Here is a 26,354-nt window from a genome sequence, read left to right as displayed (position 1 = left end):
CCCACAATGGGTTCAATAGGTAAAAAAACAGCAGTAAGTCTTTGCCCTATTTAATAGAGTAGAGTACTGTCTAAAGTGATGTTATTTAATTTGATAGTGCTTACGTAAAAACACCAGGTTAGTTAGTAATTAAAATCAAAAAAAAGTGATGAATAAACAATGATAAATGCAAATCGTCCGATAATGAATCTCGATCTCGATCTGCTAAGAACTTTTGTTGCTGTTGCTGATTTAAATACTTTTGCAGCAGCAGCAGCAGCAGTATGCAGAACGCAATCGGCTGTAAGTCAGCAAATGCAACGTTTGGAGCAGTTGGTAGGCAGAGAGCTATTTGCCCGCCATGGCCGTAATAAGCTTCTTACAGAGCATGGTCTTCAACTTCTTGGTTATGCAAGACAAATTCTGCGCGCTAATGATGATGCCAGCGCATCATTAACCTATAGCGATGCAGAAGGTGAGTTGAGAATTGGTGCATCCGATGACACTGTGGATACACTGCTCCCTTTTTTGTTAAATCGTATCGCTTCCGTTTATCCGCGTATGGCAATAGATGTTCGTATAAAACGAACTCAATTTATTGAAAGTATGCTGGATAACCATGAGATCGATTTGGCACTGACCACCGCAAAGATCAGTCACCACCCAAGGACTGTTTTGCGCTCAACCCCGGTATTATGGCATTGTGCTCCGGATTTCCAGTTACAGCCAAACGAGCCTGTTCCGCTGGTTGTGATGGATGAAACTAACCCATTTCGCCAGTTAGCATTGGATACACTGGATGAGGTGGGAGTGTCGTGGCGTATTGCTTATGAAGCGGCTTCTTTGTCTGCGGTTCGCACGGCAGTTAATGCGGAAGTAGGGATTACCGCTCGTCCTTTGGAAATGCAAAATGCTGATTTGCGTATTTTAGGTGAGAGTGAAGGGCTTCCACGTTTACCTGAAACGCAGTTCTCTCTATATAGACACAGTAATGAACAGAATGAATCTGTTCTAACTGTCTTTAGTGCAATAGAGAATAAGAAAACACCGTACACGATATCTAGCGTTTCTGATGAACCTTCTGATGATGAAGATATTATTGAAGAGTAATATCTGAAACACATATCTTTGCTAATGCCTCCATTATGGATGACAAGGAGGTATTAGCATCCCAAATATATTTATAAGTAATTATCAACTAAACATACCTCTTTTACCGTTATACCAATTGCTGAATATACGGTAGCTTTTTTCCTGATGCCGCTCTGATTTGGTTAAAAAAATGTTATTTTGTTAACAAGGTAATAATTTGCTAAATTGATAAAATAAGAATTTCTATAGTTAATTGGAACTTTTCTCTTATCGATGCGTAAGAAAATATAATTTCTTCAGATTTGAATGAATTATCATCAGCATTCAAATTTTTTTCTGCCAAATTGTGTACTTGATCAAAGAAATATTCCCTACAAGACAGTGGAAAGGCAGGTTTTTCCTGAGATAATGATGTAGTAAAAGCGAGTTATCGGTTAAACTAGCTTCCGCGGCTATTCATGTGTTGGCTGACTGACACGTTTTAGCAGCGTGATAACATAATGCGTTAAGATCAAGTTCGCGATTTGTAAATAAATGTTAGATTAATTTTGTCATAACAGACAAAATATTGTTGAGAGGAGTAAAAACCAAGAAGATTCACTCCATCAATCATTGATTAGCAGTGTTTCAGATTTGGTTGTTACCCCTTCCCTTGAATCGATGTGGTGCAACACTGCCAGACAGAAGAGCAGACACTTTTGACACCACTTTTGATGAGTAAGCAATGAGTATGTCAACATCCACTGAACTCTTTGCCCATCACTGGGCATTCGCGGTATTTCTTTTAGGTGCTTTCGGTCTGTGTGCTTTGATGCTGTTAGGCGCGTTTTTCTTAGGCGGGAAAGCTAAAGCCCGGGCAAAACACATCCCTTATGAATCAGGTATCGACTCTGTCGGCAGTGCTCGTCTCCGCATGTCGGCAAAGTTCTATCTGGTCGCCATGTTCTTCGTCATCTTCGATGTTGAAGCTTTGTTCTTATATGCATGGTCAGTCTCTATTAAAGAGAGTGGCTGGTTAGGCTTTATTGAAGCAAGTATTTTCATTTTAGTGTTACTGGCAGGCTTGCTCTATCTGGTACGTATCGGTGCGCTGAATTGGACGCCATCCCGATCAAATCGCCAGGTAAATAAACCAAGCGTTGTGATTAACACTAATAACAGTCATCCGCAGTAATAGCGAGGCATTAAAGATGGATTATACGCTCACCCGCATAGATCCGAACGGTGAGAATGACCGTTATCCCCTGCAAAAACAGGAAATTGTCGCTGACCCACTAGAGCAACATGTCCACCGTAGTGTTTACATGGGCAAACTGGAGCATGCTCTGCATGATTTGGTGAATTGGGGACGTAAAAACTCCCTGTGGCCCTATAACTTTGGTCTTTCCTGTTGTTATGTGGAAATGGCGACGTCATTCACTGCCGTTCATGACGTCGCCCGTTTTGGTGCTGAAGTTTTACGTGCATCGCCCCGTCAGGCTGATTTTATGGTGGTTGCTGGAACCTGCTTTACCAAAATGGCTCCGGTTATTCAGCGCCTTTATGACCAGATGCTTGAGCCGAAGTGGGTTATCTCTATGGGAGCTTGTGCCAACTCTGGTGGTATGTACGATATTTACTCTGTGGTTCAAGGAGTCGATAAGTTCATTCCCGTTGATGTTTATATTCCTGGTTGTCCCCCCCGCCCTGAAGCTTACATGCAAGCTCTGTTGTTGTTACAGGAGTCTATCGGCAAAGAGCGCCGCCCATTATCTTGGGTAGTGGGAGATCAAGGGGTTTATCGTGCCAATATGCAGTCAGAAAGAGAACGTAAGCACGGGGAACGTATTGCGGTGAAAAATCTGCGTACACCAGATGAAGTTTAAGAATCTGTCTTTTCGGCAGTAGGCATTTATTAAAAATAGCCTAATGAATGTAACCAGAGCAATGTGTTGCGATACTAAATCCTGATCAAAACAAACACTGATCAAAGCGTTGTGGTGAAAAATGATGATAGATCAGATAGCGCAAGAAAGCGCCCGGCCTGCGTGGCAAACTCATGACCATCTTGATGATCCGGTTGTGAGCGAACTGCGTAACCATTTTGGCCCGGATGCCTTTACTGTTCAGCCAACTCGTACCGGTATACCGGTTGTCTGGGTGAAGCGTGAACAATTACTGGAAGTAATGATTTTCCTGAAGAAGCTGCCTAAACCTTATGTCATGCTATTTGATTTGCATGGCATGGATGAACGCCAGCGCACTCACCGCCAGGGTCTGCCAGATGCGGACTTTTCTGTGTTTTATCACCTTCTTTCTATTGAGCGTAATCGTGACATCATGTTGAAAGTTGCGCTTAATGAGAAAGACCTGAACCTCCCGACTGCCACTCCTTTGTTCCCAAATGCCAACTGGTATGAGCGCGAAACATGGGAAATGTTCGGGATTGTTTTTAATGGCCATCCGAATCTACGCCGCATTATGATGCCACCGACTTGGGAAGGGCATCCGTTGCGTAAGGATTATCCGGCCCGTGCGACAGAATTTAGTCCCTTCGAGCTGACCAAACAGAAAGAAGATCTGGAAATGGAAGCGCTGACTTTCAAGCCAGAAGAGTGGGGGATGAAGCGCGGTACTGAGAATGAGGACTTCATGTTCCTTAACCTTGGTCCTAACCATCCCTCTTCTCATGGTGCATTTCGTATTATTCTTCAGTTGGATGGCGAAGAGATTGTCGATTGTGTACCTGATGTCGGTTACCATCATCGCGGTGCGGAAAAAATGGGTGAACGCCAATCTTGGCATAGCTATATCCCCTATACAGACCGCATCGAATACCTGGGTGGTTGTGTTAATGAAATGCCTTATGTACTGGCAGTGGAAAAACTAGCTGGTATTGAAGTGCCGGACCGGGTGAAAACCATTCGTGTTATGTTATCGGAATTATTCCGGATTAACAGCCATCTGTTGTATATCTCGACGTTTATCCAGGACGTTGGCGGGATGACCCCCGTATTCTTCGCCTTTACTGATCGCCAGAAGATTTATGATCTGGTGGAGGCGATTACTGGTTTCCGTATGCATCCAGCATGGTTCCGCATTGGCGGCGTTGCTCATGACTTGCCGCGTGGCTGGGATAGATTGTTACGCGAGTTGCTGGACTGGTTGCCTAAACGTCTTGATTCCTACGTGAAAGCGGCGCTGAAGAATAGCATCCTGAAAGGTCGTTCTATAGGTGTTGCGGCCTATAATTCTAAACAAGCTCTTGACTGGGGTACGACGGGAGCTGGCTTACGAGCAACGGGTGTTGCATTTGATGTGCGTAAATGGCGTCCATACTCGGGTTATGAAAACTTTGACTTCGAAGTGCCAATTGGCAATAACGGCGACTGCTATGATCGTGTGATGCTGAAAGTAGAGGAAGTTCGTCAAAGCCTGCGTATTCTGAGACAGTGTCTGGACAATATGCCTGAAGGTCCATTTAAAGCAGATCATCCACTAACGACTCCACCACCAAAAGAGCGTACTTTGCAGCATATTGAAACCATGATTAACCACTTCCTACAAGTGTCATGGGGGCCGGTAATGCCAGCCAATGAGTCTTTCCAGATGATTGAAGCAACCAAGGGTATCAATAGTTACTATCTGACCAGTGACGGCAGTACCATGAGTTATCGTACTCGTATCCGTACACCAAGTTATCCGCATTTGCAGCAGATTCCTTCGGTAATCCGCGGTAGTTTGGTTTCTGACCTGATCGTATATCTGGGCAGTATCGATTTTGTTATGTCTGATGTGGATCGCTAACTATGCAAAGTGAAATTAACGCGAATGATCAACAGGCGCGCCTTGATGTGGTTAACGTGACAGAGTCTCAGGCAAAAGCAAATTTTGTACTGAGTGTTGAAGAGCACGATGCTATTGAGCAGGAAAAACACCACTACGAAGATCCGCGCGCGGCTTCTATTGAAGCATTGAAAATTGTGCAGAAACATCGTGGTTGGGTGCCAGATGGTGCCATTTATGCGATTGCTGATGTTCTTGGTATTCCAGCCAGTGATGTTGAAGGTGTGGCAACGTTCTACAGCCAGATTTATCGCCAGCCAGTGGGCCGTCACATTATCCGTTATTGTGACAGTGTAGTTTGCCATATTACTGGTTATCAGGATGTTCAGGCTGCGATTGAAAAACATCTGAATATCTGTCCAGGGCAGACTACACAAGACGGGCGTTTTACGCTGTTGCCAACGTGTTGTCTGGGTAACTGTGATAAAGGTCCGACCATGATGATCGATGACGATACTCACAGTTCTGTAAAACCTGAAGAGATCGAGAAGTTATTGGAGCAGTATCCATGACAACATATTCAGGAATAAAAGAAATTGTCCGTACTGCGGAAAACCACCCTCTTACCTGGCGCTTGCGTGACGACAAACAGCCGGTGTGGTTGGATGAATACCGTAGTAAAAGCGGTTATCGCGGTGCTGAAAAAGCACTGAAAAGCATGACTCCGAATGAAGTCGTTTCTCTGGTAAAAGATGCCGGGCTGAAAGGCCGCGGTGGAGCAGGTTTCTCCACTGGTCTGAAGTGGAGTCTGATGCCAAAAGATGAAAGCATGAATATCCGTTATCTGCTATGTAACGCAGATGAAATGGAGCCAGGTACCTATAAAGACCGCTTGCTAATGGAGCAACTTCCTCACCTGCTGGTAGAAGGAATGCTGATTAGTGCATTTGCTCTGAAAGCTTATCGTGGTTATATCTTCTTGCGTGGTGAATATGTGGAAGCAGCTGTGCATCTGCGTAAAGCCATTGAAGAAGCTAAAGCAGCAGGTTTACTGGGCAAAAACATTATGGGCAGCGGTTTTGATTTTGAGCTGTTTGTTCATACCGGCGCTGGGCGCTATATCTGTGGTGAAGAAACAGCGCTGATTAATTCATTAGAAGGTCGCCGAGCTAATCCTCGCTCAAAACCGCCATTTCCAGCCACTTCTGGCGTATGGGGTAAGCCGACTTGCGTTAACAATGTTGAAACCTTGTGTAATGTCCCCTCAATTCTTGAATACGGTAAAGAGTGGTATATCGGCTTAAGTGCTGGCAAAAGCAAAGATGCCGGTACCAAACTGATGGGTTTCTCTGGTCGGGTGAAAAATCCGGGGTTGTGGGAATTGCCATTCGGTATTACAGCTCGTGAAATTCTTGAAGATTATGCTGGTGGTATGCGTGACGGCCTGAAATTCAAAGCATGGCAACCCGGTGGTGCAGGAACAGATTTTTTGACTGCTGAACATTTGGATCTGCCAATGGATTTCGAAAATATCGCTAAAGCGGGTAGCCGTCTGGGAACTGCACTAGCAATGGCAGTTGACCATGAAATTAACATGGTTTCTCTGACGCGTAACCTTGAAGAGTTCTTTTCCCGTGAATCCTGCGGTTGGTGTACACCGTGCCGTGACGGATTGCCATGGAGTGTGAAAATTCTGCGCGCAATAGAGCGTGGAGAAGGGCAACCAGGGGATATCGAAACGCTGGAGCAGCTCTGTCGCTTCCTTGGGCCGGGTAATACATTCTGTGCCCACGCACCGGGAGCGGTGGAACCATTACAGAGTGCCATCAAATATTTCCGTGATGAATTCGAGGCTGGAATTGTAACCAAAGACTATGGAAACACCCATCTGATTGCGGGTATCCAGTCAAACCTGCTAAAGCAGCGTTGGTAACGGATTTTTCACGAAATTAGCAGAATTTTTGATTAACACTTGCTGAAAAGCAGGTCACTTGGAAGCATGCTGACTATGGCTACGATACATGTAGACGGCAAAAAATATGATGTAGACGGGGCTGATAACCTGTTACAAGCTTGCCTCTCTTTAGGGCTAGATATTCCTTATTTTTGCTGGCATCCAGCGCTGGGAAGCGTTGGCGCTTGCCGCCAGTGTGCGGTAAAGCAATACCAAAATGAGAATGATACGCGCGGTCGTCTGATTATGTCCTGTATGACTCCGGCAATGGATGGCACCTTTATCTCTATTGATGATGAAGAGGCTAAACAGTTCCGTGAGAGTGTGGTTGAGTGGTTAATGACTAACCATCCGCACGATTGTCCTGTGTGTGAAGAAGGGGGCAACTGCCATTTGCAGGATATGACTGTGATGACTGGTCATACATTCCGTAAATACCGTTTCACTAAGCGTACTCATAACAACCAGGAACTCGGGCCGTTTATTTCTCATGAAATGAACCGTTGTATTGCCTGTTATCGTTGTGTGCGCTATTACAAAGACTATGCTGATGGCACTGATTTTGGTGTCTATGGCGCTCATGATAACGTCTATTTTGGTCGCCCTGAAAGCGGCACTCTGGAAAGCGAATTCTCCGGTAACCTGGTAGAAATCTGTCCAACCGGGGTATTCACTGATAAAACCCATTCCGAGCGTTATAACCGGAAATGGGATATGCAATTTGCGCCAAGCATCTGCCAGCAGTGCAGCATCGGTTGTAACACCAGTCCAGGGGAGCGTTATGGTGAATTACGCCGTATCGAGAACCGTTATAACGGTACGGTAAACCACTATTTTATGTGTGACCGCGGTCGTTTCGGTTATGGTTATGTGAACCGTAAAGATCGGCCTCGTCAGCCCCAGCAATTGCGTGGTGATCACTGGATCGCACTTAACGCTGAACAGGCAATGCAGGGTGGGGCAGATATTTTACGCCAGGCCAAAAATGCTATTGGTATCGGCTCACCTCGTGCCAGCCTAGAAAGTAATTTTGCATTGCGTGAGCTAGTGGGGGCGGAAAACTTCTATAGCGGAATCTCTGCTGCTGAACAGCACCGCCTTGATATGATGCTGGAAATTCTTCAGCAAGGTGGTGTTTATACTCCGTCACTGCGTGAAATTGAAAGCTATGATGCAGTGCTGATTTTAGGTGAGGATTTAACGCAAACTGGTGCTCGTATGGCACTGTCTGTTCGTCAGGCAGTGAAAGGCAAAGCCCGTGAAATGGCGGCAGCCCAGAAAGTCGCTGACTGGCAGATTGCTGCGGTGATGAATATTGGTCAGCGTGCTAAATATCCTCTGTTTGTGACTAACGTAGATGATACTCGTCTGGATGATATCGCCGCGTGGAATTATCGTGCACCGATTGATGATCAGGCTCGTTTTGGTTTTGCAGTCGCGCATGCATTGGATAATACTGCGCCGGCGGTTGAAAATCTGCCCGATGAACTGAAAGCTAAAGTGGATATGGTTGCGCAGGCATTGATTGGCGCGAAGAAACCACTGATTATCAGCGGTAGTAACGTTGGTAGTGACGCTATTATTCAGGCGGCAGCTAATGTTGCTTGGGCACTGAAAGACAAAGGTTCAGATGTAGGGCTGTCGTTTGTTGCCATTTATGCAAATAGCATTGGGTTGGCAATGATGGAGGCTCAGCCACTGGATGCTGCCTTGCAACGTATAAACAGTGGTAAATCTGATACTGCTATTGTGATGGAAAATGATCTCTATCGGCATGCCGCCGCGGATCAGGTAGACAATGCCCTAAATAATTTGAAAAACCTGGTTGTAGTTGACCATCAGCGCACTGCTATCATGGATAAAGCTCATTTGATTCTTCCGGCTTCCAGCTTTGCAGAAAGTGACGGTACATTGGTGAATCAGGAAGGCCGGGCGCAGCGTTATTTCCAGGTGTTCGAACCCTCTTTCTATGACAAATCGGTGGTGATGCTAGAGAGTTGGCGTTGGTTACACTCTTTGCATGCAACTTATACTGAGCGTCATTTGGACTGGACTCAACTCGACCATGTGATTGATGCCTGTGTTGCAGTGATGCCACAACTTAAAGGCATTGTTGATGCGGCACCAGATTCTACATTCCGTATTCGCGGTCAGAAATTGGCGCGTTCACCGCATCGTTACAGTGGTCGTACCGCTATGCTGGCAAATCTTAGTGTGCATGAGCAACGTCAGCCGCAGGATATTGATTCACCGTTTGCTTTCTCGATGGAAGGTAACAATAGCCCTGATGCATTCCGTCAACAAGTTCCGTTTGCTTGGGCACCGGGCTGGAACTCACCGCAGGCTTGGAATAAATTCCAGTCGGAAGTGGGGGGGCATCTGCGTTTTGGTGATCCCGGTATCCGTTTGATTGAAACGACTGACGGTGGGCTGAACTACTTTGATCAGATTCCGACGAAATTTACTGCACAGGATAACCAATGGACAGTTGCTCCTTACCACCACTTGTTTGGCAGTGAGGAATTAACCCAGCGTTCTGATGTGATTCAGGAACGTATGCCGGAGCCTTATGTGATGCTCAATAGTAAAGATGCGGATCAACTGGGTGTGAAAACGGGTTCTGTTCTGGAATTTGATTGTTTTGGTCAGCAACTGCGTCTGGCAGTCCGCTTGAGTGAAAATCTTGTTCAGGGGCAGATTGGTTTGCCAATGGGAATGCCGGGTATTCCTCCGGTAATGGCGGGTGTTTCAGTAAATAATCTGCGGGAGGTTGCACAATGAGTTGGTTAACCCCTGAAGTTATTGATGTGCTGATTGCTATTCTAAAGGCAGTCGTGATCCTGTTAGTAGTGGTTGCTTGTGGGGCATTGATGAGCTTTGGTGAGCGTCGTTTGCTAGGGTTATTTCAGAACCGTTATGGGCCAAACCGCGTAGGTTGGGGGGGATCATTACAGATAGTCGCTGACATGATCAAAATGTTCTTCAAGGAAGATTGGGTCCCCCGTTTTGCTGACAGACTGATCTTTACCTTAGCGCCGGTTATTGGTTTTGTTTCTCTGTTGCTTGCATTTGCCATTGTGCCGATCACCCCGACTTGGATGGCAGCCGATCTGAACATCGGTATTTTGTTCTTCATGATGATGGCAGGTTTGGCTGTCTATGCGGTTCTGTTTGCTGGATGGTCAAGTAATAATAAATACTCGTTGCTGGGTGCGATGCGTGCTTCTGCACAGACACTGAGTTATGAAGTGTTTATTGGTCTCTCTTTTATGGGCGTTGTTGCTCAGGCAGATTCCTTCAATATGGTGGATATCGTCAATGCACAGGAAAATATGTGGAATATCATTCCTCAATTTTTTGGTTTCCTGACTTTTGCTATCGCTGGCGTGGCGGTGTGTCACCGTCACCCATTTGACCAGCCGGAAGCAGAGCAGGAGTTGGCTGATGGTTACCACATTGAATATTCCGGTATGAAGTTTGGTTTGTTCTTCGTTGGTGAATATATCGGTATTGTCACGGTTTCTGCCCTGATTGTGACAATGTTTTTTGGTGGTTGGCATGGTCCATTCCTGCCGCCGTTTGTCTGGTTTGCGCTGAAAACAGCATTCTTTATGGTGATGTTCATCTTGATACGTGCATCTCTACCGCGCCCACGTTATGACCAGGTAATGGCATTTGGCTGGAAGATCTGTTTGCCGTTAACCTTACTTAACCTGCTGGCAACTGCGGCAGTGATTTTGTACAACGCTCAATAAGGGGGGAAGAACCATGACATTGAAAGAGTTAGTGGTTGGTTTCGCCACCCAGGTACGCAGTATTTGGATGATTGGCCTGCATGCCTTTCATAAGCGCGAAACCCAAATGTATCCAGAGGAACCGGTTTATCTGCCACCCCGTTACCGTGGCCGTATTGTGCTAACGCGCGATCCGGACGGTGAAGAGCGTTGTGTTGCTTGTAACCTTTGCGCGGCAGTTTGCCCAGTGGGATGTATCTCATTGCAAAAGGCTGAGCATAAAGATGGCCGCTGGTATCCAGAATTTTTCCGCATTAACTTCTCACGCTGCATTTTTTGCGGTCTGTGTGAAGAGGCTTGCCCGACTACAGCGATCCAATTAACACCGGATTTCGAAATGGGTGAGTTTAAGCGTCAGGATTTGGTGTATGAAAAAGATGACCTGACAATTTCAGGTCCAGGTAAATATCCTGATTATAACTTTTACCGTAAGACAGGTATGGCAATTGACGGCAAATCAAAAGGTGAAGCCGACAATGAAGCGAAACCCATCGACGTTAAAAGTCTATTGCCGTAAGGAGCGATATTCATGGAGTTTACGTTTTATACCGCTGGACTGGTTGCGATATTGGCAACCATCAGGGTAATTACACACACTAATCCGGTACATGCGCTTTTGTATCTGATTGTTTCTCTGCTAGCACTTTCAGCGGTGTTTTTTTCGCTGGGTGCTTACTTTGCTGGTGCGCTGGAAATCATCGTCTACGCCGGAGCCATTATGGTGCTGTTCGTTTTCGTGGTGATGATGCTTAACCTTGGCAAATCCGTTGTTGAACAAGAGCGTGTCTGGCTGAAGCCGCGTACCTGGATTGGTCCGGGCATATTGTCAGCAGTGCTGCTTGTCATCCTTGTGTACACCATTATCAATGTTTCTCATGGCAATATTGCTGACAATATCACGGGTGAAGTTATCAGCGCTAAAGAAGTGGGTATCAGTTTGTTTGGTCCGTATGTACTGGCCGTTGAACTGGCTTCTTTGCTGTTACTGGCTGGTATGGTGGTGGCGTATCACATTGGTCGTGAACACAAACAAGGTGAAGTGCTCAGCAACCGAAATTCGGAGGAACAACCATGATACCTCTTCAACATGGCCTGATTTTGGCGGCAATTTTATTTGTTCTGGGCCTGACTGGACTCATCATCCGCCGCAATCTGTTATTTATGTTAATTGGGCTGGAAGTGATGATTAATGCTGCGGCGCTGGCTTTTGTTGTGGTAGGCAGCTATTGGGGTCAGCCAGATGGTCAGGTGATGTTCATTCTGGCTATTAGTTTGGCGGCAGCAGAGGCGAGTATCGGCCTGGCGCTGTTATTACAGCTCTATCGTCGTCGCCAGAATCTGAATATTGATATAGTCAGTGAGATGCGCGGATGAACTTACTCTATTTAACAATTCTGCTGCCACTGTTGGGATTTTTGCTGTTGGCATTTTCCCGTGGCCGCTGGTCTGAAAACACATCAGCCACCGTCGGGGTTAGTTCTGTTGGTTTGGCGGCGTTGGTGACTTTGTGGGTTGCTATTGATTTCAACAGCCAGAATGTGGCGGGTGATCTGGTTTACAGCCAAAACCTGTGGAACTGGATGGAAGTCGGGAATTTTAGTATCCCTTTCACACTGGTTCTTGATGGTTTGTCTCTTACCATGTTGAGCGTGGTAACAGGCGTTGGCTTCCTGATCCATATGTATGCCTCATGGTATATGCGCGGTGAAGAGGGGTATTCTCGTTTCTTTGCTTATACCAACCTGTTTATTGCCAGCATGGTGATACTGGTTCTGGCTGATAACTTGATGCTAATGTATCTCGGTTGGGAAGGGGTAGGGCTGTGCAGTTATTTACTGATTGGCTTCTACTATACCAACCCGGCAAACGGTGCGGCAGCAATGAAAGCCTTTGTCGTTACTCGTGTAGGCGATGTATTCCTGGCTATCGGCATGTTCATTCTGTATGACAATCTGGGAACACTGAACTTCCGGGAGTTAGCGGTTTTGGCTCCGCAACATCTGGAAGCGGGTTCTTCTGTGATTACCTGGGCAACTCTGATGTTATTGGGTGGTGCAGTAGGTAAATCAGCTCAGTTGCCGTTACAAACTTGGTTGGCCGATGCGATGGCAGGTCCGACACCAGTTTCTGCGCTGATTCACGCTGCAACCATGGTAACCGCAGGGGTTTATCTGATTGCTCGCAGCCATGGCCTGTTCCTGATGGCGCCGGAGATCCTACAACTGGTTGGTACTATCGGTGCTGTCACTCTGGTGTTAGCTGGTTTTGCTGCGTTGGTGCAGACAGATATTAAACGTGTATTGGCTTATTCAACGATGAGCCAAATTGGATACATGTTCCTGGCGTTGGGTGTTCAGGCGTGGGATGCAGCAATCTTCCACTTGATGACTCACGCATTCTTTAAAGCGCTGCTGTTCCTGGCATCGGGCTCCGTTATCCTGGCGTGTCACCACGAACAGAATATTTTCAAAATGGGTGGGTTACGTAAATCCATTCCGTTGGTTTATATCTGCTTTTTGGTTGGTGGAGCGGCGTTGTCAGCACTACCCATTGTCACGGCTGGTTTCTACAGTAAAGATGAAATTCTGTGGGGAGCAATGTCACATGGTCATATCAACTTGATGTTGGCAGGTTTGGCTGGTGCATTTATGACGTCTCTGTATACCTTCCGGATGATTTTCATTGTGTTCCACGGTGAAGCGAAAACAAAAGCTCATCCTGTTAAAGGTATTACCCATCATCTGCCATTACTGGTACTACTGGTGCTCTCCACCTTTGTGGGTGCGCTGATTGTACCACCATTGGCAGGTGTGTTGCCGGAAGACCATGTAACGAGTGATACAGGAAAAATGATGCTGGAAGTGATTTCCGGTGTGGTTGCTGTTGCCGGTATTTTGCTGGCGGTAGCCTTGTATCTGGGTAAACGTCGATTAGTGAATGGTGTCGCACAAAGTTCTCCGGGCCGTTTCCTGTCTGTATGGTGGTTTAATGCCTGGGGCTTTGATGTTTTGTATGACTGGGTATTTGTTAAGCCATTCAAGAACATTACACATTTATTGCGAAATGATCCGCTAAATTCACTAATGAATATTCCGGCGGTGTTATCACGCTGGAGTAACAAAGGTCTTAGCTTGAGTGAAAACGGGCAGGTCCGTTGGTACGTTGCCTCTATGGGGTTGGGTGCAGTGCTGGTTTTAGCTCTGCTGCTACTGGTTTAATTTAAGGGACACATTGCGCCATGCTATTACCTTGGCTAATTCTTATGCCCTTCATCGGTGGTCTGCTGAGTTGGCAGGCTGAACGCTTTGGTACCCGTGTACCGCGTTGGATAGCGTTAATCTCGATGGGGTTGACTCTGGTGCTCTCTCTGCAACTGTGGTTGCAGGGGGGCTATACCTTGGCTAATCCGCAGGGGATTCCTCAATGGCAATCAGAATTTTTTATGCCGTGGATTCCACGTTTTGGTATCAGTATTCACCTTGCTCTGGATGGCTTATCGCTGCTGATGGTGGTGTTGACTGCACTACTGGGGCTGATGGCTATTCTCTGTTCATGGACGGAAAATCAGCCGTATCAGGGTTTTTTCCACTTGAACTTGCTGTGGATACTTGGTGGTGTGATGGGGGTGTTCCTCGCTATCGACATGTTCCTATTCTTCTTTTTCTGGGAAATGATGTTGGTGCCGATGTACTTCCTGATTGCACTGTGGGGACACAGAGGCTCAGGTGGTAAGACCCGTATCACCGCGGCAACCAAGTTTTTCATTTATACCCAGGCAAGTGGCTTGGTAATGTTAATTGCGATTATGGCACTGGTACTGGTTCACTATAACGGAACAGGCGAGTGGACATTCAGCTATGAAAAATTGCTGAATACCCCAATGTCACATACCGTTCAGTACTTGCTGATGCTAGGTTTCTTCATTGCTTTTGCTGTAAAAATGCCAGTTGTGCCTTTACATGGATGGTTGCCTGATGCGCACAGTCAGGCACCAACAGCGGGTTCTGTTGACCTGGCAGGTATCTTGCTGAAAACAGCGGGTTATGGTTTGTTGCGTTTCGGTTTGCCGCTATTTCCGGAAGCTTCCCATGAGTTTACTCCCATCGCGATGTGGTTAGGTGTGCTTGGGATCTTCTATGGCGCATGGATGGCATTCAGCCAGACAGATATCAAGCGCTTGATTGCTTATACCAGTATCTCTCATATGGGGTTTGTGTTAATTGCGATCTATTCTGGCAGCCAGCTTGCTTACCAGGGGGCAATTATTCAGATGATTGCTCATGGTTTGTCAGCTGCGGGTCTGTTTATTCTGTGTGGTCAGCTTTATGAGCGCTTACATACCCGTGATATGAATCTTATGGGGGGCTTGTGGAAACGTGTGCAATTCTTGCCTGCGTTATCGCTCTCCTTTGCCGTTGCAACACTGGGGATGCCGGGAACCGGTAATTTCGTCGGTGAATTTATGATCCTGTTTGGTAGTTTTAGTGAATTTCCGTTAATTATAACGATTTCTGTGTTTGGTCTGGTTTTCGCTTCTGTCTATGCCCTGTATATGATGCAGCGTGCTTATTACGGTACGCCAAAGTCAGATGAACCACTAAGACGGATGGATATGCGAGAAATATCCATTGTAATGGTGCTGTTGATATTACTGGTGATTATGGGTTTCTATCCACAACCTATCCTTGATACTTCAGCGGCAGCGATGGATAACGTCCAGACCTGGTATTCAGCTTCAATTTCAACTACAAGGCCGTAATTCGCCATGACAATAACTCCTCAACAACTGATCGCGCTGTTACCGCTGTTGATCGTCGGATTGACGGTAGTAGTTGTGATGCTGTCCATTGCGTGGCGACGCGATCACTTTATTAATACAACTCTGACCGTGATAGGTTTGAACCTGGCGCTGTTGTCCCTCTATTTTGTCGGACAACAGGAGGCAATGGATGTCACCCCGCTGGTTCATGTGGACAGTTATGCCATGCTCTATATCGGTATGGTGCTGGTTGCGAGCTTGGCAACTTCTACTTTCGCCTATTCCTGGTTGGAAAATTATCCAGATAATAAAGAAGAGTTCTACCTGCTGGTGCTGATTGCAACGGTAGGCGGTATTCTACTGGCCTGTGCAAACCATCTAGCATCATTGTTTATCGGTATTGAGTTATTAACTTTGCCGTTGTTTGGTTTGATTGGCTATGCATATCGTCAGAGACGCCCGCTGGAAGCGGCTATCAAGTATATGTTGCTGTCCGCGGCAGCCTCTTCTTTTATGCTGTTTGGTATGGCACTGTTGTATGCAGAATCAGGAGATCTCTCTTTTGCTGCATTAGGACATCGCTTATCTGATAGCTATATCTATCAACCATTAATACTGGCCGGTCTGGGTATGTTAGTGGTTGGTCTTGGCTTCAAGTTGTCTTTGGTACCCTTCCATCTCTGGACACCAGATGTCTATCAAGGCGCGCCTGCACCGGTTTCTACCTTTCTGGCAACAGCCAGTAAGATAGCGATTTTTGCCGTAGTGATACGTTTATTCGTTGAAGCACCGATGGCAGATAATGAAGCACTGCGTGCGGTATTAGCTGTCATTGCGATTGCTTCTATGCTGTTCGGTAACTTGATGGCGCTGACGCAGACGAATATTAAACGTCTGCTTGGTTATTCTTCTATTGCTCATTTAGGTTATCTGTTAGTGGCGATGGTGGCAGTACAGAATCACCAGCTGTCAGAAGAAACAGTGGGTATCTATCTGGCAGGTTATTTGTTTAGCAGTATCGGTGCATTTGGCGTCGTTAGCCTAATGTCCAGCCCATATAAAGGGCCAGATGCAGATTCCCTCTACTCATACCGTGGCCTGTTCTGGCATAAACCTATTCTGTCGGCAGTTATGACGGTGATGATGTTGTCACTGGCGGGTATCCCAATGACGTTTGGCTTTATTGGTAAGTTTTACGTGATTGTATTGGGTGTGAAGGCTGAACTGTGGTGGCTGACTGGTGCTGTTGTGGTTGGTAGTGCTATTGGTCTTTATTATTATCTGCGGGTGATGGTTAGCTTGTACTTGCCTGCACCGAAAGCCCTTAACCGAGATACACCAAGGAACTGGGCATTGACTGCCGGTGGGATGGTTGTTCTGATTTCTGCATTACTCGTATTAGCGCTAGGTATTTGGCCTCAACCGCTGATTGATGTGATACAGCAAGCGAAAATTGTCCTCTAATCGTTAGTCTGTTGTTACGAATTATTCGCAACATAAAAACCCGGTAAGATTTATTCTTACCGGGTTGTTGCTAGCTTATTGATAACGCTTTCTTCTCCCTAAACTGTACTTTATAACGAGTTTTATTCACTTATCGTACTAACTACTTGTATTGTTTGATGAAGGTTAGGGAGCAAGCCGCATTTATTTCAGCAAAAAACCGCTGTATTGCGATTCCAGATTATCAAGGTAGTCTAATTGATCATGTATGAGTTTAGTCAGATTTTGCTGACTGGATTGATCCTCGATTGTCTCCTGTAATTGGTTGGCAAAAATAATCCATATTTGCTCCAGTTTAGTTGCTTGGAGTAATAGGGTAGTGCGTTCTTTGTCGATTTGATGCGCGTTTTCTATACCGGCAATCCGTTGCTCTACGTCTTTTAATTGGGTTTTTAAATCGTCGCAATCTTTGCTTAACTGAGAGATTTGTGCGTCCAATCTAATTCTGGCATCAGCTAGCTCAATATACTTCAGCCCTGTGGAAATATTGCCGAGGATTTTTTTAGCGATTTCGATGCCTTGTTTGATCGCTTGCTTAATAAGCTCTTTTTTAGGGCTATCCAAGTTTAGTTTGTCCAATTCACTGACATTGGGAATATAGTCCTTAAACATATCGGCCAGATTATATTGGCGAATAATGTCTTGGCTTTCGATGATTTTATTGCGATCTGGGAGCAATTTAGCTTTATTCTGCTCTTTCTGGGCGATATCGGCTTGTAGTTCCGTTTTTCTTTCCAGCTCTTCTTTCAGACTCTCTTCTAGGCGTTCAACAATGACGACATTACGAACATCGGCAATTTTGTTAGCCATTATGTTAGCTTCTTTGTGTAAGTTGGAAATGACGTTTTTGACATCTTTGTTCAGACTGCGGATATGCTCTGAGCGGGCTTCCAACAGGGTATTCCGCGTCTCATCATCCAGTTCAGGGTTTTCCAGAGCTGTATCAATGTCGATGATGGTTTGGAAATAGTCTTGAGGAGGAAGTTGTCTCAGGACGGTTTGTAGTTGAGGTATAGAATCGCGAGCGGCTTCATCAATATCACGGCTGTATACGCCTACCCGCAGAATTTTTTCTTGGATGATTTCAATGCCTGATTTTTGCTGGTGTGCTAAACGCCAGATATTTTTCACCGCTTGGCTCAAAGTTTTTACGCTAATTTCTGGATAAATAATAGTTTTCTGAGGGAAAGTGATGACTTCAGTCATTTTAGTACTCCTTTTTCTGTAATCTTGAGTAATACGAGGAACGATCAGTTATAGCGATGTTTGTATTCTTTCAACGCTTCATCGAAAACCCTGACTAATTGTTTCGCAGAACCTTCCACCTCTTTCCAGGGGCTGATTACTTGCTGGAATTTAGTTACAAAAGAGGTCAGGTTCAGTGCATCGTTAATTTGGGCGAATTTATCTTTAGAAGCATTGAGCTGGGTCAGCATGGATTGCCACATGTAATCTAAGTGGTTCAGAGCTACTTCTGCATCCAACAAACGGGTATCAATATCACTAAAATCAAGGGATAAATTGGTAATAGATTTTTGCAGTGAGCGTTTACCTTTAATGTTTTCTTCCAGGCTACGTACTTCTTCGATCAGCATGTTTTTCCGTTTGCGTACTTCTTCTGCCTTGGAGCCAAATATGCCACCGGTAATTGCGAGACCTATAATTCCTCCGGCAATACCGGAAAAAGCCAGACCCACAAATTTGTTGTAATCTTGTTTAAGTTGGTCGATTTCTGCTTTTTTCTCGATGATTTTTTCGTCTATATCTTCAATGTTGACCGACATTTTATTGTCTTTCATCAGCTTTCTTTTACTTTCAACCTGTGGTTGTAAGCCCATAGCAATACTGCCGTTGGTCAGTCTGCCGCCGATAAGTTTTAATTTGAAATCGGATACTTCGTTTTTGACTTTTTCGGTTTTCTGTCGCTGTTGCTCAATATCGCTCTTCATGGTATCGAGGATTTCTACCAGTGCATACGATACTTCTCTGTCTTCGTGGGTATAGATTATCTGGGAAAGTTGTCTGTTTGAGATATCCCCCAACTTTCTCTTGATGCGTTCAATAATTGGCATCTCATTGATGATACTGAGTATATTATCTCCGGTTTCGGTAATTTGCTTACCAACAACTTCCAGATCTATGCTCTGTTGCAGAACATCTTTTTCTACTTCACTCCAGCTAAGTGAATGGATACGGATTTCTTCAAATAGGGCGTGAATGTCCTCTGGTTCTAGTCCAGCGATATTGACTTTTTGGTAGCCAAGATAGCTTTTCACTTCCTCAATATTAAAAGGTAGTGATAGCCCTTTCTTAACATACAGCTTGATATTAATCAGGTCTTCTTTGGTAAATATTCCTCCGGGGCGTGCAACACCTTCTTGTTTACCAGTCAGTAATTGCAAGGTAGCCGAGGGAATATCTGTTTCGTTTAGTGTTTTTTCCGCTGGAAGTTGAGCTAATAACATATATTTCTCCATTAATGGTTCTTGCTTTATTGAAAAATTATTAAATACATCAAGGCATAACCGGACGCCATAATACTCATATTGTTAAATTCACGTTGTGTTTTTTATTGAATGGTCTTAATTAAAAATACACAAGTTTATGGGATTGATTGTTGAAAAAATGGTTTAATTCATGAGTTTTATTAAATGTTTTTTTGTATTACTATTGATTTTAAATAAATTTATTTATGGTTTTTGTATGTCTAATGTATGAAATTAAATAGTGTGAATTATTATTGTTTTGGCAATTAAATGTGAAAATATTCTTTTTGTTTTCTTGTTTATATAGCTTAAATATTCGTTTTTTTATTGATATTAGGATGTGGAATATCAGTTATTTAAATGTTTTTTAATAAATTCAATTAAAACAAATGGTTGATGTTATTTTGATGATGTGGTGATTATATGATTTCTACCTTTCTAATTTAAAAGGTAGTTAATGTTGTATTCTTGTAAAGAATAAGTCAGATGTTTTTTGATTTGTATTTAATTAAATTCTTAATTGTTCATGTAATGGTTGAAATTAATAAATAAGATGGATTTTTTTATAATGCTATTTAGGTATTGTACAAATAAAATATGTTTTTTATAGAAAGTGTTTTTTCAAAAGATAAATATTTATTTCTTGGTTTATAATAACGGTATTTATTTAGTAAATTTTTCGTAGTAAATAAAAGGACAGTCTTTTGATAAATTGCATAGTGAAAATTGATCATACTAATGGATTTAATATTAGTTATCTGAAGGCCAAAACGTCTGATTTGGCTTGTTTCAGTATTGGAGGGAGCATAGATAACTATGTGACTGGGGTGAGTGAAAGCAGCCAACAAAGCAGCAACTTGAAGGATATAAATAATCAGGGCTTTAATGATTACTAATGCCCAGTATAATCCTACTTTCTATCATGTCTTTTAGGGTAGGAATTGTGAATCAAATTGCCGATGTTGTCGCTAATGTATGCAAAACACTGAATAATGAACAAGTTAGCGAAACAGAGATGGTCATGAAGAAGCTACCGATTACGGGCTAATCCACTTTTTCAGCGATATCCCTTCAGCCGAAAATTTTTTGCAGAGAAACGGCCAGTTTCCACAGATGCGGATCTGGGCGCTGAATACCTGGGATCGGATTCATCCAGCCTGTATTACGCAATCTGAAGCGGGAGAAGCAAGATATCTTCCTACGAGTAAGTTACGAAAATGGTTTCCGATTAACTGTCAATTCATTGAACTAGGATAAAGAAATAATTATCCATGTCGTTAGGATACTGATAGTCAACTTTTATAAATATTTTCTGAGTAAAGTATGTCAAACTGCGCATTTAACCGCCGCTGGGCGGAACTTTTATTGGAAGCACTTACTCGTCATGGATTACGTCATGCTTGCATTGCGCCAGGTTCACGTTCCACACCTTTAACAATAGCCGCAGCGTCAAATAACAAACTGATTTGCCATACTCATTTTGACGAACGTGGGTTAGGACATCTGGCACTGGGATTGTCCAAAGCAAGTAAAGAGCCTGTTGCTGTTATCGTTACTTCTGGAACCGCAGTGGCAAACCTCTATCCTGCATTAATTGAAGCCAGTTTGACGGGCGAACGAATCATTTTCCTTACTGCCGATCGTCCACCGGAATTGATGGATTGTGGTGCGAATCAGGCTATCCGTCAAAATGGTATTTTTGCTTCTCATCCATGCAAAACAATTTCTTTGCCAAGACCAACAGTTGATATAACAGCGAGCTGGTTAATTTCTGTCATAGATCATGCTATGGCGAATTTGCAACATGGAGCCTTGCATATTAATTGCCCATTTGCCGAACCATTATATGGCAATGAAGAACCTCCTTATGATGAATGGTTGCGGCAGTTAGGCGATTGGTGGAAAAGCAACAAACCTTGGTTGAGCCAGCCAGTCGCAAATGTTGTAGCAGAAGTTCCGGATTGGCACTATTGGCAACAGAAACAAGGAGTTGTATTGGCTGGTCGAATGAGTGCTCAGGAGGGCGTTAAGGTTGCTAAATGGGCGAAAACATTGGGTTGGCCGCTGATTGGTAATGTGCTTTCACAAACTGGTCAGCCATTACCTTGTGCCGATTTATGGTTGAATAATCCTCATGCACAGGAAATTTTAGCCCAGGCGCAATTGGTGGTGCAGTTTGGTTCCAGCCTGACAGGAAAACGCTTGTTACAGTGGCAGGCTAAATGTCAGCCAGAGGAGTTTTGGATTATTGATGCAATACCGGGACGGCTTGATCCTGCTAATCATCGTGGCAGAAAATTAACCTGTAATATTGCTGACTGGTTATTGGCTCACCCGGCACAATCACGTACACCATGGGCAGAAGAACTTATAATCTGGTCAAATAAAGCGGTGAATTGCGTCAGGGCGGAACTGGCAGAGAAATTCAGTGAGGCTGCTGTAGCTTATCGATTGCATGAATTATTACCTGAATACGGACAGCTATTTGTGGGTAACAGCCTGATTGTTCGTCTGATAGATGCACTTGGACAATTGCCAGTAGGGTATCCAGTCTACAGTAACCGAGGTGCAAGCGGCATTGATGGATTAATTTCCACTGCGGCGGGAGTGCAACGGGCAACAGCAAAGCCAACCTTGGCTATTATCGGTGATTTATCTGCCCTGTATGATCTGAATAGTTTGGCACTATTGCGCCATCCTTCCTCTCCAACGGTATTAATAGTCGTCAATAATAACGGTGGGCAAATTTTCTCTTTACTGCCGACGCCGGAAGAGGAAAGGCAACGTTTTTACTGTATGCCTCAATACGTTAATTTTGATCATGCTGCGACGATGTTTGGTCTGCAATATGCCAGTCCACAAAGTTGGATTGAATTGAAACAATGTACTGAACAAGCATGGCAACGAAATGAAACTACACTGATTGAGCTGAAAGTACCAGATAGAGAAGGGGTTGAATGCTTGCAACAGCTTTTAAAACAGGTGGATATGTTGTGAATCTGGTTTGCCACAAGTTCAACAGTCAGAATAATCGTCCGTGGCTGATTTGGCTACATGGATTATTGGGCTGTGGTGATGAATGGTCGCCATTAGTCAAGCTGTGTACTCAGTATCCCTCATTAGTAGTAGATTTGCCCGGTCACGGCGATTCCGTAGCAGTGCAGATAAAAGATTTCGCAGATATGAATCATCTTTTGTCGGAAACGTTAAGAGAACAGCAAATTGATCAATATTGGTTGATTGGCTACTCCTTGGGTGGACGCATTGCCATGAATTATGCTTGTTATGGTGATATTCGGGGGTTATGTGGATTGCTAGTTGAAGGAGGGAACCCGGGTTTACTTTCCCGACGGGAGCGGCATGATCGTCTCAACTACGACAGAGATTGGGCCAGACGTTTTCGTTCCCAGCCGATTGAACAGGTTTTGTTTGACTGGTATCAGCAGAAAATTTTTTCTGATTTATTGCCTGAACAGCGTCAGCAACTGATTAAAGTACGCAGCCAGAATAATGGCGATCGTGTGGCTGATATGCTGGAAAATACTTCGCTTGGACATCAACCTTGGTTGGTATCTAAACTGCAACAACTGACGTTACCTTTCATGTACTTGTGCGGCGAAAATGATAAGAAATTCCAACAATTGGCAAAACGTTGCGTTTTGCCGCTGCAAACTATTCCGCATGTTGGGCATAATGCCCACAGAGCGAACGCGACAGCGTTTGCTACGGCAGTAAACCATTTTTTATCACTCTTTGATTATAAGGAATTATAAGTATGATTTACCCGAGCGAAGAAGAACTTTACGCCCAAATTGAATGGCAGGATTGTTCTGAAGGATTAGAAGATATTCTTTATCATAAATCCACCGATGGCATTGCTAAAATCACCATCAATCGCCCGCAAGTTCGTAATGCGTTCCGTCCACTGACGGTTAAAGAGATGATGCAGGTGTTAGATGATGCTCGTTATGACAGTTCTATTGGTGTGATCATTCTGACCGGTATGGGTGAAAAAGCCTTTTGTGCTGGTGGCGATCAAAAAATCCGTGGTGACTACGGAGGTTATAAAGATGCCAACGGCATGCATCATCTGAATGTATTGGATTTTCAGCGCCAAATCCGTAATTGTCCAAAACCTGTTGTTGCTATGGTTGCTGGCTATGCTATTGGTGGCGGTCATGTATTGCACTTGGTCTGTGATCTGACAATTGCCGCTGATAACGCTATTTTTGGTCAGACTGGGCCTAAAGTAGGTTCTTTTGACGGCGGTTGGGGTGCATCTTATATGGCACGAATTGTCGGTCAGAAAAAAGCGCGCGAAATCTGGTTCCTGTGTCGCCAGTATGATGCTAAACAAGCATTAGAGATGGGGCTGGTTAATACGGTTGTCCCTTACGCGGATTTGGAAAAAGAGACGGTTCGCTGGTGCCGTGAAATGTTGGAAAATAGCCCAATGGCTCTGCGTTGCTTGAAATCTGCTCTGAATGCTGACTGTGATGGTCAATCTGGATTACAGGAATTGGCAGGTAATGCCACGATGCTTTTCTACATGACAGAAGAAAGTCAAGAAGGACGCAATGCCTTCAATGAGAAACGCAACCCTGATTTCAGTAAATTTAAACGTAACCCATGATGCGTACTGCAACTTTATACCGATTTAGCTTGCCGATGGAAGCTGGTGTTATCCTGCGATATCAGCGGCTTAAAACCCGTGACGGTTTTCTGGTCCACTTACAGGACAATGGCCAACAGGGATGGGGTGAAATTGCACCGCTGCCTGAATTCAGTAGGGAAACGATTGAGCAGGCGGGTGAAGCTGCGATGACATGGCTAAAACAGTGGCACCTTGGTATTGAGCCTGATGAAAGTGAACTACCTTCTGTCGCATTCGGAGTGAGCTGCGCATTAGCTGAATTACAGGGTAAATTGCCGGAAGAAGCTGATTACCGGAAAGTGCCACTGTGTAATGGTGATCCTGATGAACTGATTGTGCGTCTCAGTAAAATGGGTGGACAAAAAGTTGCTAAGGTAAAAGTTGGGCTGTATGAAGCTGTACGTGACGGTATGGTAGTTAATGTTTTGTTGGAAGCGGTACCGGACTTAGTTTTGCGGCTGGATGCTAACCGTAGTTGGAGCCGTGTTAAAGCGGATGGTTTCGCTAAATATGTGAATCCTGATTACCGTAACCGAATTGCCTTTTTGGAAGAACCTTGTCGAACTCCAGAAGAATCGCTCGCTTTTGCCCGTAATACTGGGATTGCTATCGCATGGGATGAAAGTGTCCGCGATGAAGGTTTTAACGTAGAGGTTCAGAAAGGTGTTGCTGCTATTGTTATCAAACCCACTTTAGTTGGCAGTCTTGCCCGTTGTCGTCGGTTGATTTCAGCCGCGCACAATGCTGGATTAGAGGCGGTGATCAGCTCCAGTATTGAAACTAGTTTCGGTCTGACTCAGCTTGCTCGCGTTGCTCATTGGTTGACACCTGCGACTATTCCTGGATTGGATACGTTGGAATTGATTCAGTTTCAGTTAGTACGTCGTTGGCCGGGTAGTACGGTTCCAGTAAAAGGATTGGACGAGTTAGAAATCGCATGGCGCAGTTAAATTCATTTACCCAGTGGCCGTGGCGCTACTGGGCATCGGTTAATCCTGAAAGTATTGCTATCAGATTGCATGATCGCTCCCTAAATTGGTATCAATTGGTTACTTCTTTAGATGCGATAGCGGCCAATTTTCGCCAGCAGGGGGTGGTTGAAGGAAGTGGTGTAATGCTGCGGGGGAAGAATAGCGAAGAGATGCTGTTTTGCTATCTTGCGGCACTCCAGTGTGGTGCGCGGGTATTACCATTGAATCCTCAATTACCTGAAATACTCCTGTCTGAATTACTGCCACATTTGAAAATTGATTTTGTTGCTGATTTCTGTGGTGATGATTTGCCGGTTATAAATGCCAGTCCCCTTAATTGGCAAAATAACTCACTGAATTATAATGATAATGCTGTGGCATGGGATGCAAGACGCCTGGCCAGTATGATGTTGACTTCTGGCTCTTCCGGATTACCTAAAGCGGCTATTCACTCAATTTATGCCCATCTTGCTAGTGCTCGGGATGTACTATCTGTGATGAATTTCCAGCAGCAAGATAGTTGGCTGCTCTCATTGCCGCTGTTTCATGTTTCTGGTCAGGGGATTATTTGGCGCTGGTTAATGAAAGGGGCTTCTCTGGTACTGAGAGATATTCATCCCCTGGAGCATGCTTTAGCAGATTGTACACATGCTTCATTGGTGCCGACTCAGCTCTGGCGGTTACTGGAGCAGTCACAAAATCCGCTACCAAATTTGAAAGAAGTGCTTCTGGGTGGTGCGATGATCCCCGTTGAATTGACTCACAGGGCAGAACAGAGAGGAATTCATTGTTGGTGTGGTTATGGCTTGACGGAACTGGCTTCAACGGTATGTGTTAAACGGGCAGATAATCTTCCCGGTGTCGGTAATCCCTTACCGGGCAAAGAAATTCGGCTGATAAATGAAGAAATTCATATTCGTTCTGATAGCCTTGCCAGTGGATATTGGCTGGATGGTAAATTACAACCATTGACTGATAGTGAGGGTTGGTTTCATACCCGAGATCGGGGAGTGATACAAAATGGCGAATTACGAATACTTGGCCGGATAGATAATCAATTTTTCAGTGGTGGAGAAGGCATTCAACCGGAAGAGATTGAACGAGTGATTAATACCTACCCACAAGTAGAGCAAAGTTTTGCTGTTCCTGTACCCGATCCTGAATTTGGTTACCGTCCTGTTGTTGTCATCGACAGTAATTCATCTGAGGTCATTGATTCATTACCCGAATGGTTGATTGATAAACTGGCTTCTTTTCAGCGTCCAGTGGCTTACTATCTGTTACCTCATCAGTTTAAAAATAGCGGCATTAAAATTTCCCGTCAGCAAATCAAAAAATGGGTTTTGGATTTGCCAGATTTTTCTTGAACTATATTAACCAATCTATCATAATGATAC

General features: G+C 44.5%; 22 protein-coding genes. 20 read left to right on the top strand and 2 right to left on the bottom strand.

The features are described 5' to 3' along the window. Positions 1 to 159: 159 nt before the first annotated feature. The 14 genes from hexA (at position 160) to nuoN (ending at position 16,807) form a co-directional block, all read left to right on the top strand. Positions 160 to 1,089 carry a transcriptional regulator HexA gene (hexA, locus tag BDD30_RS03795; RefSeq protein WP_015833660.1) on the top strand — a complete coding sequence of 310 codons (930 nt, stop codon included), beginning with the start codon at positions 160 to 162 and terminating at the stop codon, positions 1,087 to 1,089. Positions 1,090 to 1,795: 706 nt separating this feature from the next. Beyond that, positions 1,796 to 2,245 carry an NADH-quinone oxidoreductase subunit A gene (locus BDD30_RS03790; RefSeq protein WP_015833662.1) on the top strand — a complete coding sequence of 150 codons (450 nt, stop codon included), beginning with the start codon at positions 1,796 to 1,798 and terminating at the stop codon, positions 2,243 to 2,245. Between the two features lie 16 nt (positions 2,246 to 2,261). After that, positions 2,262 to 2,936, top strand: a complete 675-nt coding sequence (locus tag BDD30_RS03785) for a NuoB/complex I 20 kDa subunit family protein (protein WP_015833663.1) — start codon at positions 2,262 to 2,264, stop codon at positions 2,934 to 2,936. Between the two features lie 121 nt (positions 2,937 to 3,057). Continuing rightward, on the top strand, positions 3,058 to 4,857 hold the full coding sequence (gene nuoC / locus BDD30_RS03780) for an NADH-quinone oxidoreductase subunit C/D (protein ID WP_015833664.1): 1,800 nt from the start codon (positions 3,058 to 3,060) through the stop codon (positions 4,855 to 4,857). Positions 4,858 to 4,859: 2 nt separating this feature from the next. Further along, positions 4,860 to 5,408, top strand: coding sequence for an NADH-quinone oxidoreductase subunit NuoE (nuoE, locus tag BDD30_RS03775; protein WP_015833665.1), 549 nt, complete (start codon positions 4,860 to 4,862; stop codon positions 5,406 to 5,408). After that, entirely contained in the window at positions 5,405 to 6,769 is a 1,365-nt protein-coding gene (gene nuoF, locus BDD30_RS03770) for an NADH-quinone oxidoreductase subunit NuoF (protein WP_015833666.1), read from the top strand. Before nuoE ends, nuoF begins: the two co-directional genes overlap by 4 nt. A 75-nt stretch (positions 6,770 to 6,844) precedes the next feature. Continuing rightward, positions 6,845 to 9,571: an NADH-quinone oxidoreductase subunit NuoG gene (gene nuoG / locus BDD30_RS03765; protein ID WP_121302591.1), complete on the top strand. Its 2,727-nt coding sequence runs from the start codon at positions 6,845 to 6,847 to the stop codon at positions 9,569 to 9,571. Next, a complete protein-coding gene (nuoH, locus tag BDD30_RS03760; protein ID WP_015833668.1) occupies positions 9,568 to 10,545 on the top strand; it encodes an NADH-quinone oxidoreductase subunit NuoH in 978 nt (325 codons plus the stop codon). Before nuoG ends, nuoH begins: the two co-directional genes overlap by 4 nt. 13 nt (positions 10,546 to 10,558) lie before the next feature. Then, positions 10,559 to 11,101 (top strand): NADH-quinone oxidoreductase subunit NuoI, encoded by a 543-nt coding sequence (nuoI, locus tag BDD30_RS03755; RefSeq protein WP_015833669.1) that lies wholly within the window; start codon positions 10,559 to 10,561, stop codon positions 11,099 to 11,101. Between the two features lie 12 nt (positions 11,102 to 11,113). Next, positions 11,114 to 11,659: an NADH-quinone oxidoreductase subunit J gene (gene nuoJ, locus BDD30_RS03750; RefSeq protein ID WP_015833670.1), complete on the top strand. Its 546-nt coding sequence runs from the start codon at positions 11,114 to 11,116 to the stop codon at positions 11,657 to 11,659. Then, a complete protein-coding gene (gene nuoK, locus BDD30_RS03745) occupies positions 11,656 to 11,958 on the top strand; it encodes an NADH-quinone oxidoreductase subunit NuoK (protein WP_015833671.1) in 303 nt (100 codons plus the stop codon). The genes nuoJ and nuoK overlap by 4 nt, the downstream gene beginning before the upstream one ends. Then, complete coding sequence (nuoL, locus tag BDD30_RS03740) at positions 11,955 to 13,802, top strand: NADH-quinone oxidoreductase subunit L (RefSeq protein WP_015833672.1); 1,848 nt, start codon at positions 11,955 to 11,957, stop codon at positions 13,800 to 13,802. Before nuoK ends, nuoL begins: the two co-directional genes overlap by 4 nt. Before the next feature lie 20 nt (positions 13,803 to 13,822). Then, a complete protein-coding gene (gene nuoM, locus BDD30_RS03735) occupies positions 13,823 to 15,343 on the top strand; it encodes an NADH-quinone oxidoreductase subunit M (protein WP_015833673.1) in 1,521 nt (506 codons plus the stop codon). A 6-nt stretch (positions 15,344 to 15,349) separates the two neighbouring features. After that, a complete protein-coding gene (gene nuoN / locus BDD30_RS03730; protein ID WP_015833674.1) occupies positions 15,350 to 16,807 on the top strand; it encodes an NADH-quinone oxidoreductase subunit NuoN in 1,458 nt (485 codons plus the stop codon). 183 nt (positions 16,808 to 16,990) lie between these two features. On the opposite strand, the gene BDD30_RS03725 is transcribed toward nuoN, so the two are convergent. Both BDD30_RS03725 and BDD30_RS03720 read right to left on the bottom strand, forming a co-directional pair. Beyond that, positions 16,991 to 18,052: an alpha-xenorhabdolysin family binary toxin subunit B gene (locus BDD30_RS03725; RefSeq protein ID WP_015833675.1), complete on the bottom strand. Its 1,062-nt coding sequence runs from the start codon at positions 18,050 to 18,052 to the stop codon at positions 16,991 to 16,993. A 44-nt stretch (positions 18,053 to 18,096) separates the two neighbouring features. Then, a complete protein-coding gene (locus BDD30_RS03720; RefSeq protein ID WP_015833676.1) occupies positions 18,097 to 19,323 on the bottom strand; it encodes an alpha-xenorhabdolysin family binary toxin subunit A in 1,227 nt (408 codons plus the stop codon). Between the two features lie 713 nt (positions 19,324 to 20,036). On the opposite strand from BDD30_RS03720, the gene BDD30_RS23025 reads away from it, so the two are divergent. From BDD30_RS23025 to menE, 6 genes are all read left to right on the top strand, one after another. Further along, a complete protein-coding gene (locus BDD30_RS23025) occupies positions 20,037 to 20,228 on the top strand; it encodes a hypothetical protein (RefSeq protein ID WP_147408118.1) in 192 nt (63 codons plus the stop codon). Positions 20,229 to 20,655: 427 nt separating this feature from the next. Next, complete coding sequence (gene menD / locus BDD30_RS03710; protein ID WP_015833680.1) at positions 20,656 to 22,329, top strand: 2-succinyl-5-enolpyruvyl-6-hydroxy-3-cyclohexene-1-carboxylic-acid synthase; 1,674 nt, start codon at positions 20,656 to 20,658, stop codon at positions 22,327 to 22,329. Continuing rightward, positions 22,290 to 23,105: a 2-succinyl-6-hydroxy-2,4-cyclohexadiene-1-carboxylate synthase gene (gene menH / locus BDD30_RS03705; RefSeq protein WP_049795196.1), complete on the top strand. Its 816-nt coding sequence runs from the start codon at positions 22,290 to 22,292 to the stop codon at positions 23,103 to 23,105. The genes menD and menH overlap by 40 nt, the downstream gene beginning before the upstream one ends. 2 nt (positions 23,106 to 23,107) lie before the next feature. Beyond that, complete coding sequence (menB, locus tag BDD30_RS03700) at positions 23,108 to 23,965, top strand: 1,4-dihydroxy-2-naphthoyl-CoA synthase (protein WP_015833682.1); 858 nt, start codon at positions 23,108 to 23,110, stop codon at positions 23,963 to 23,965. After that, on the top strand, positions 23,965 to 24,936 hold the full coding sequence (gene menC / locus BDD30_RS03695; protein ID WP_015833683.1) for an o-succinylbenzoate synthase: 972 nt from the start codon (positions 23,965 to 23,967) through the stop codon (positions 24,934 to 24,936). Before menB ends, menC begins: the two co-directional genes overlap by 1 nt. Next, complete coding sequence (gene menE, locus BDD30_RS03690) at positions 24,924 to 26,324, top strand: o-succinylbenzoate--CoA ligase (RefSeq protein WP_015833684.1); 1,401 nt, start codon at positions 24,924 to 24,926, stop codon at positions 26,322 to 26,324. Before menC ends, menE begins: the two co-directional genes overlap by 13 nt. Positions 26,325 to 26,354 lie beyond the last annotated feature (30 nt).

Source organism: Photorhabdus asymbiotica (assembly GCF_003634575.1).
Taxonomy (GTDB): Bacteria; Pseudomonadota; Gammaproteobacteria; order Enterobacterales; family Enterobacteriaceae; genus Photorhabdus; species Photorhabdus asymbiotica.
This window is presented reverse-complemented; position numbering and strand designations above follow the sequence as displayed.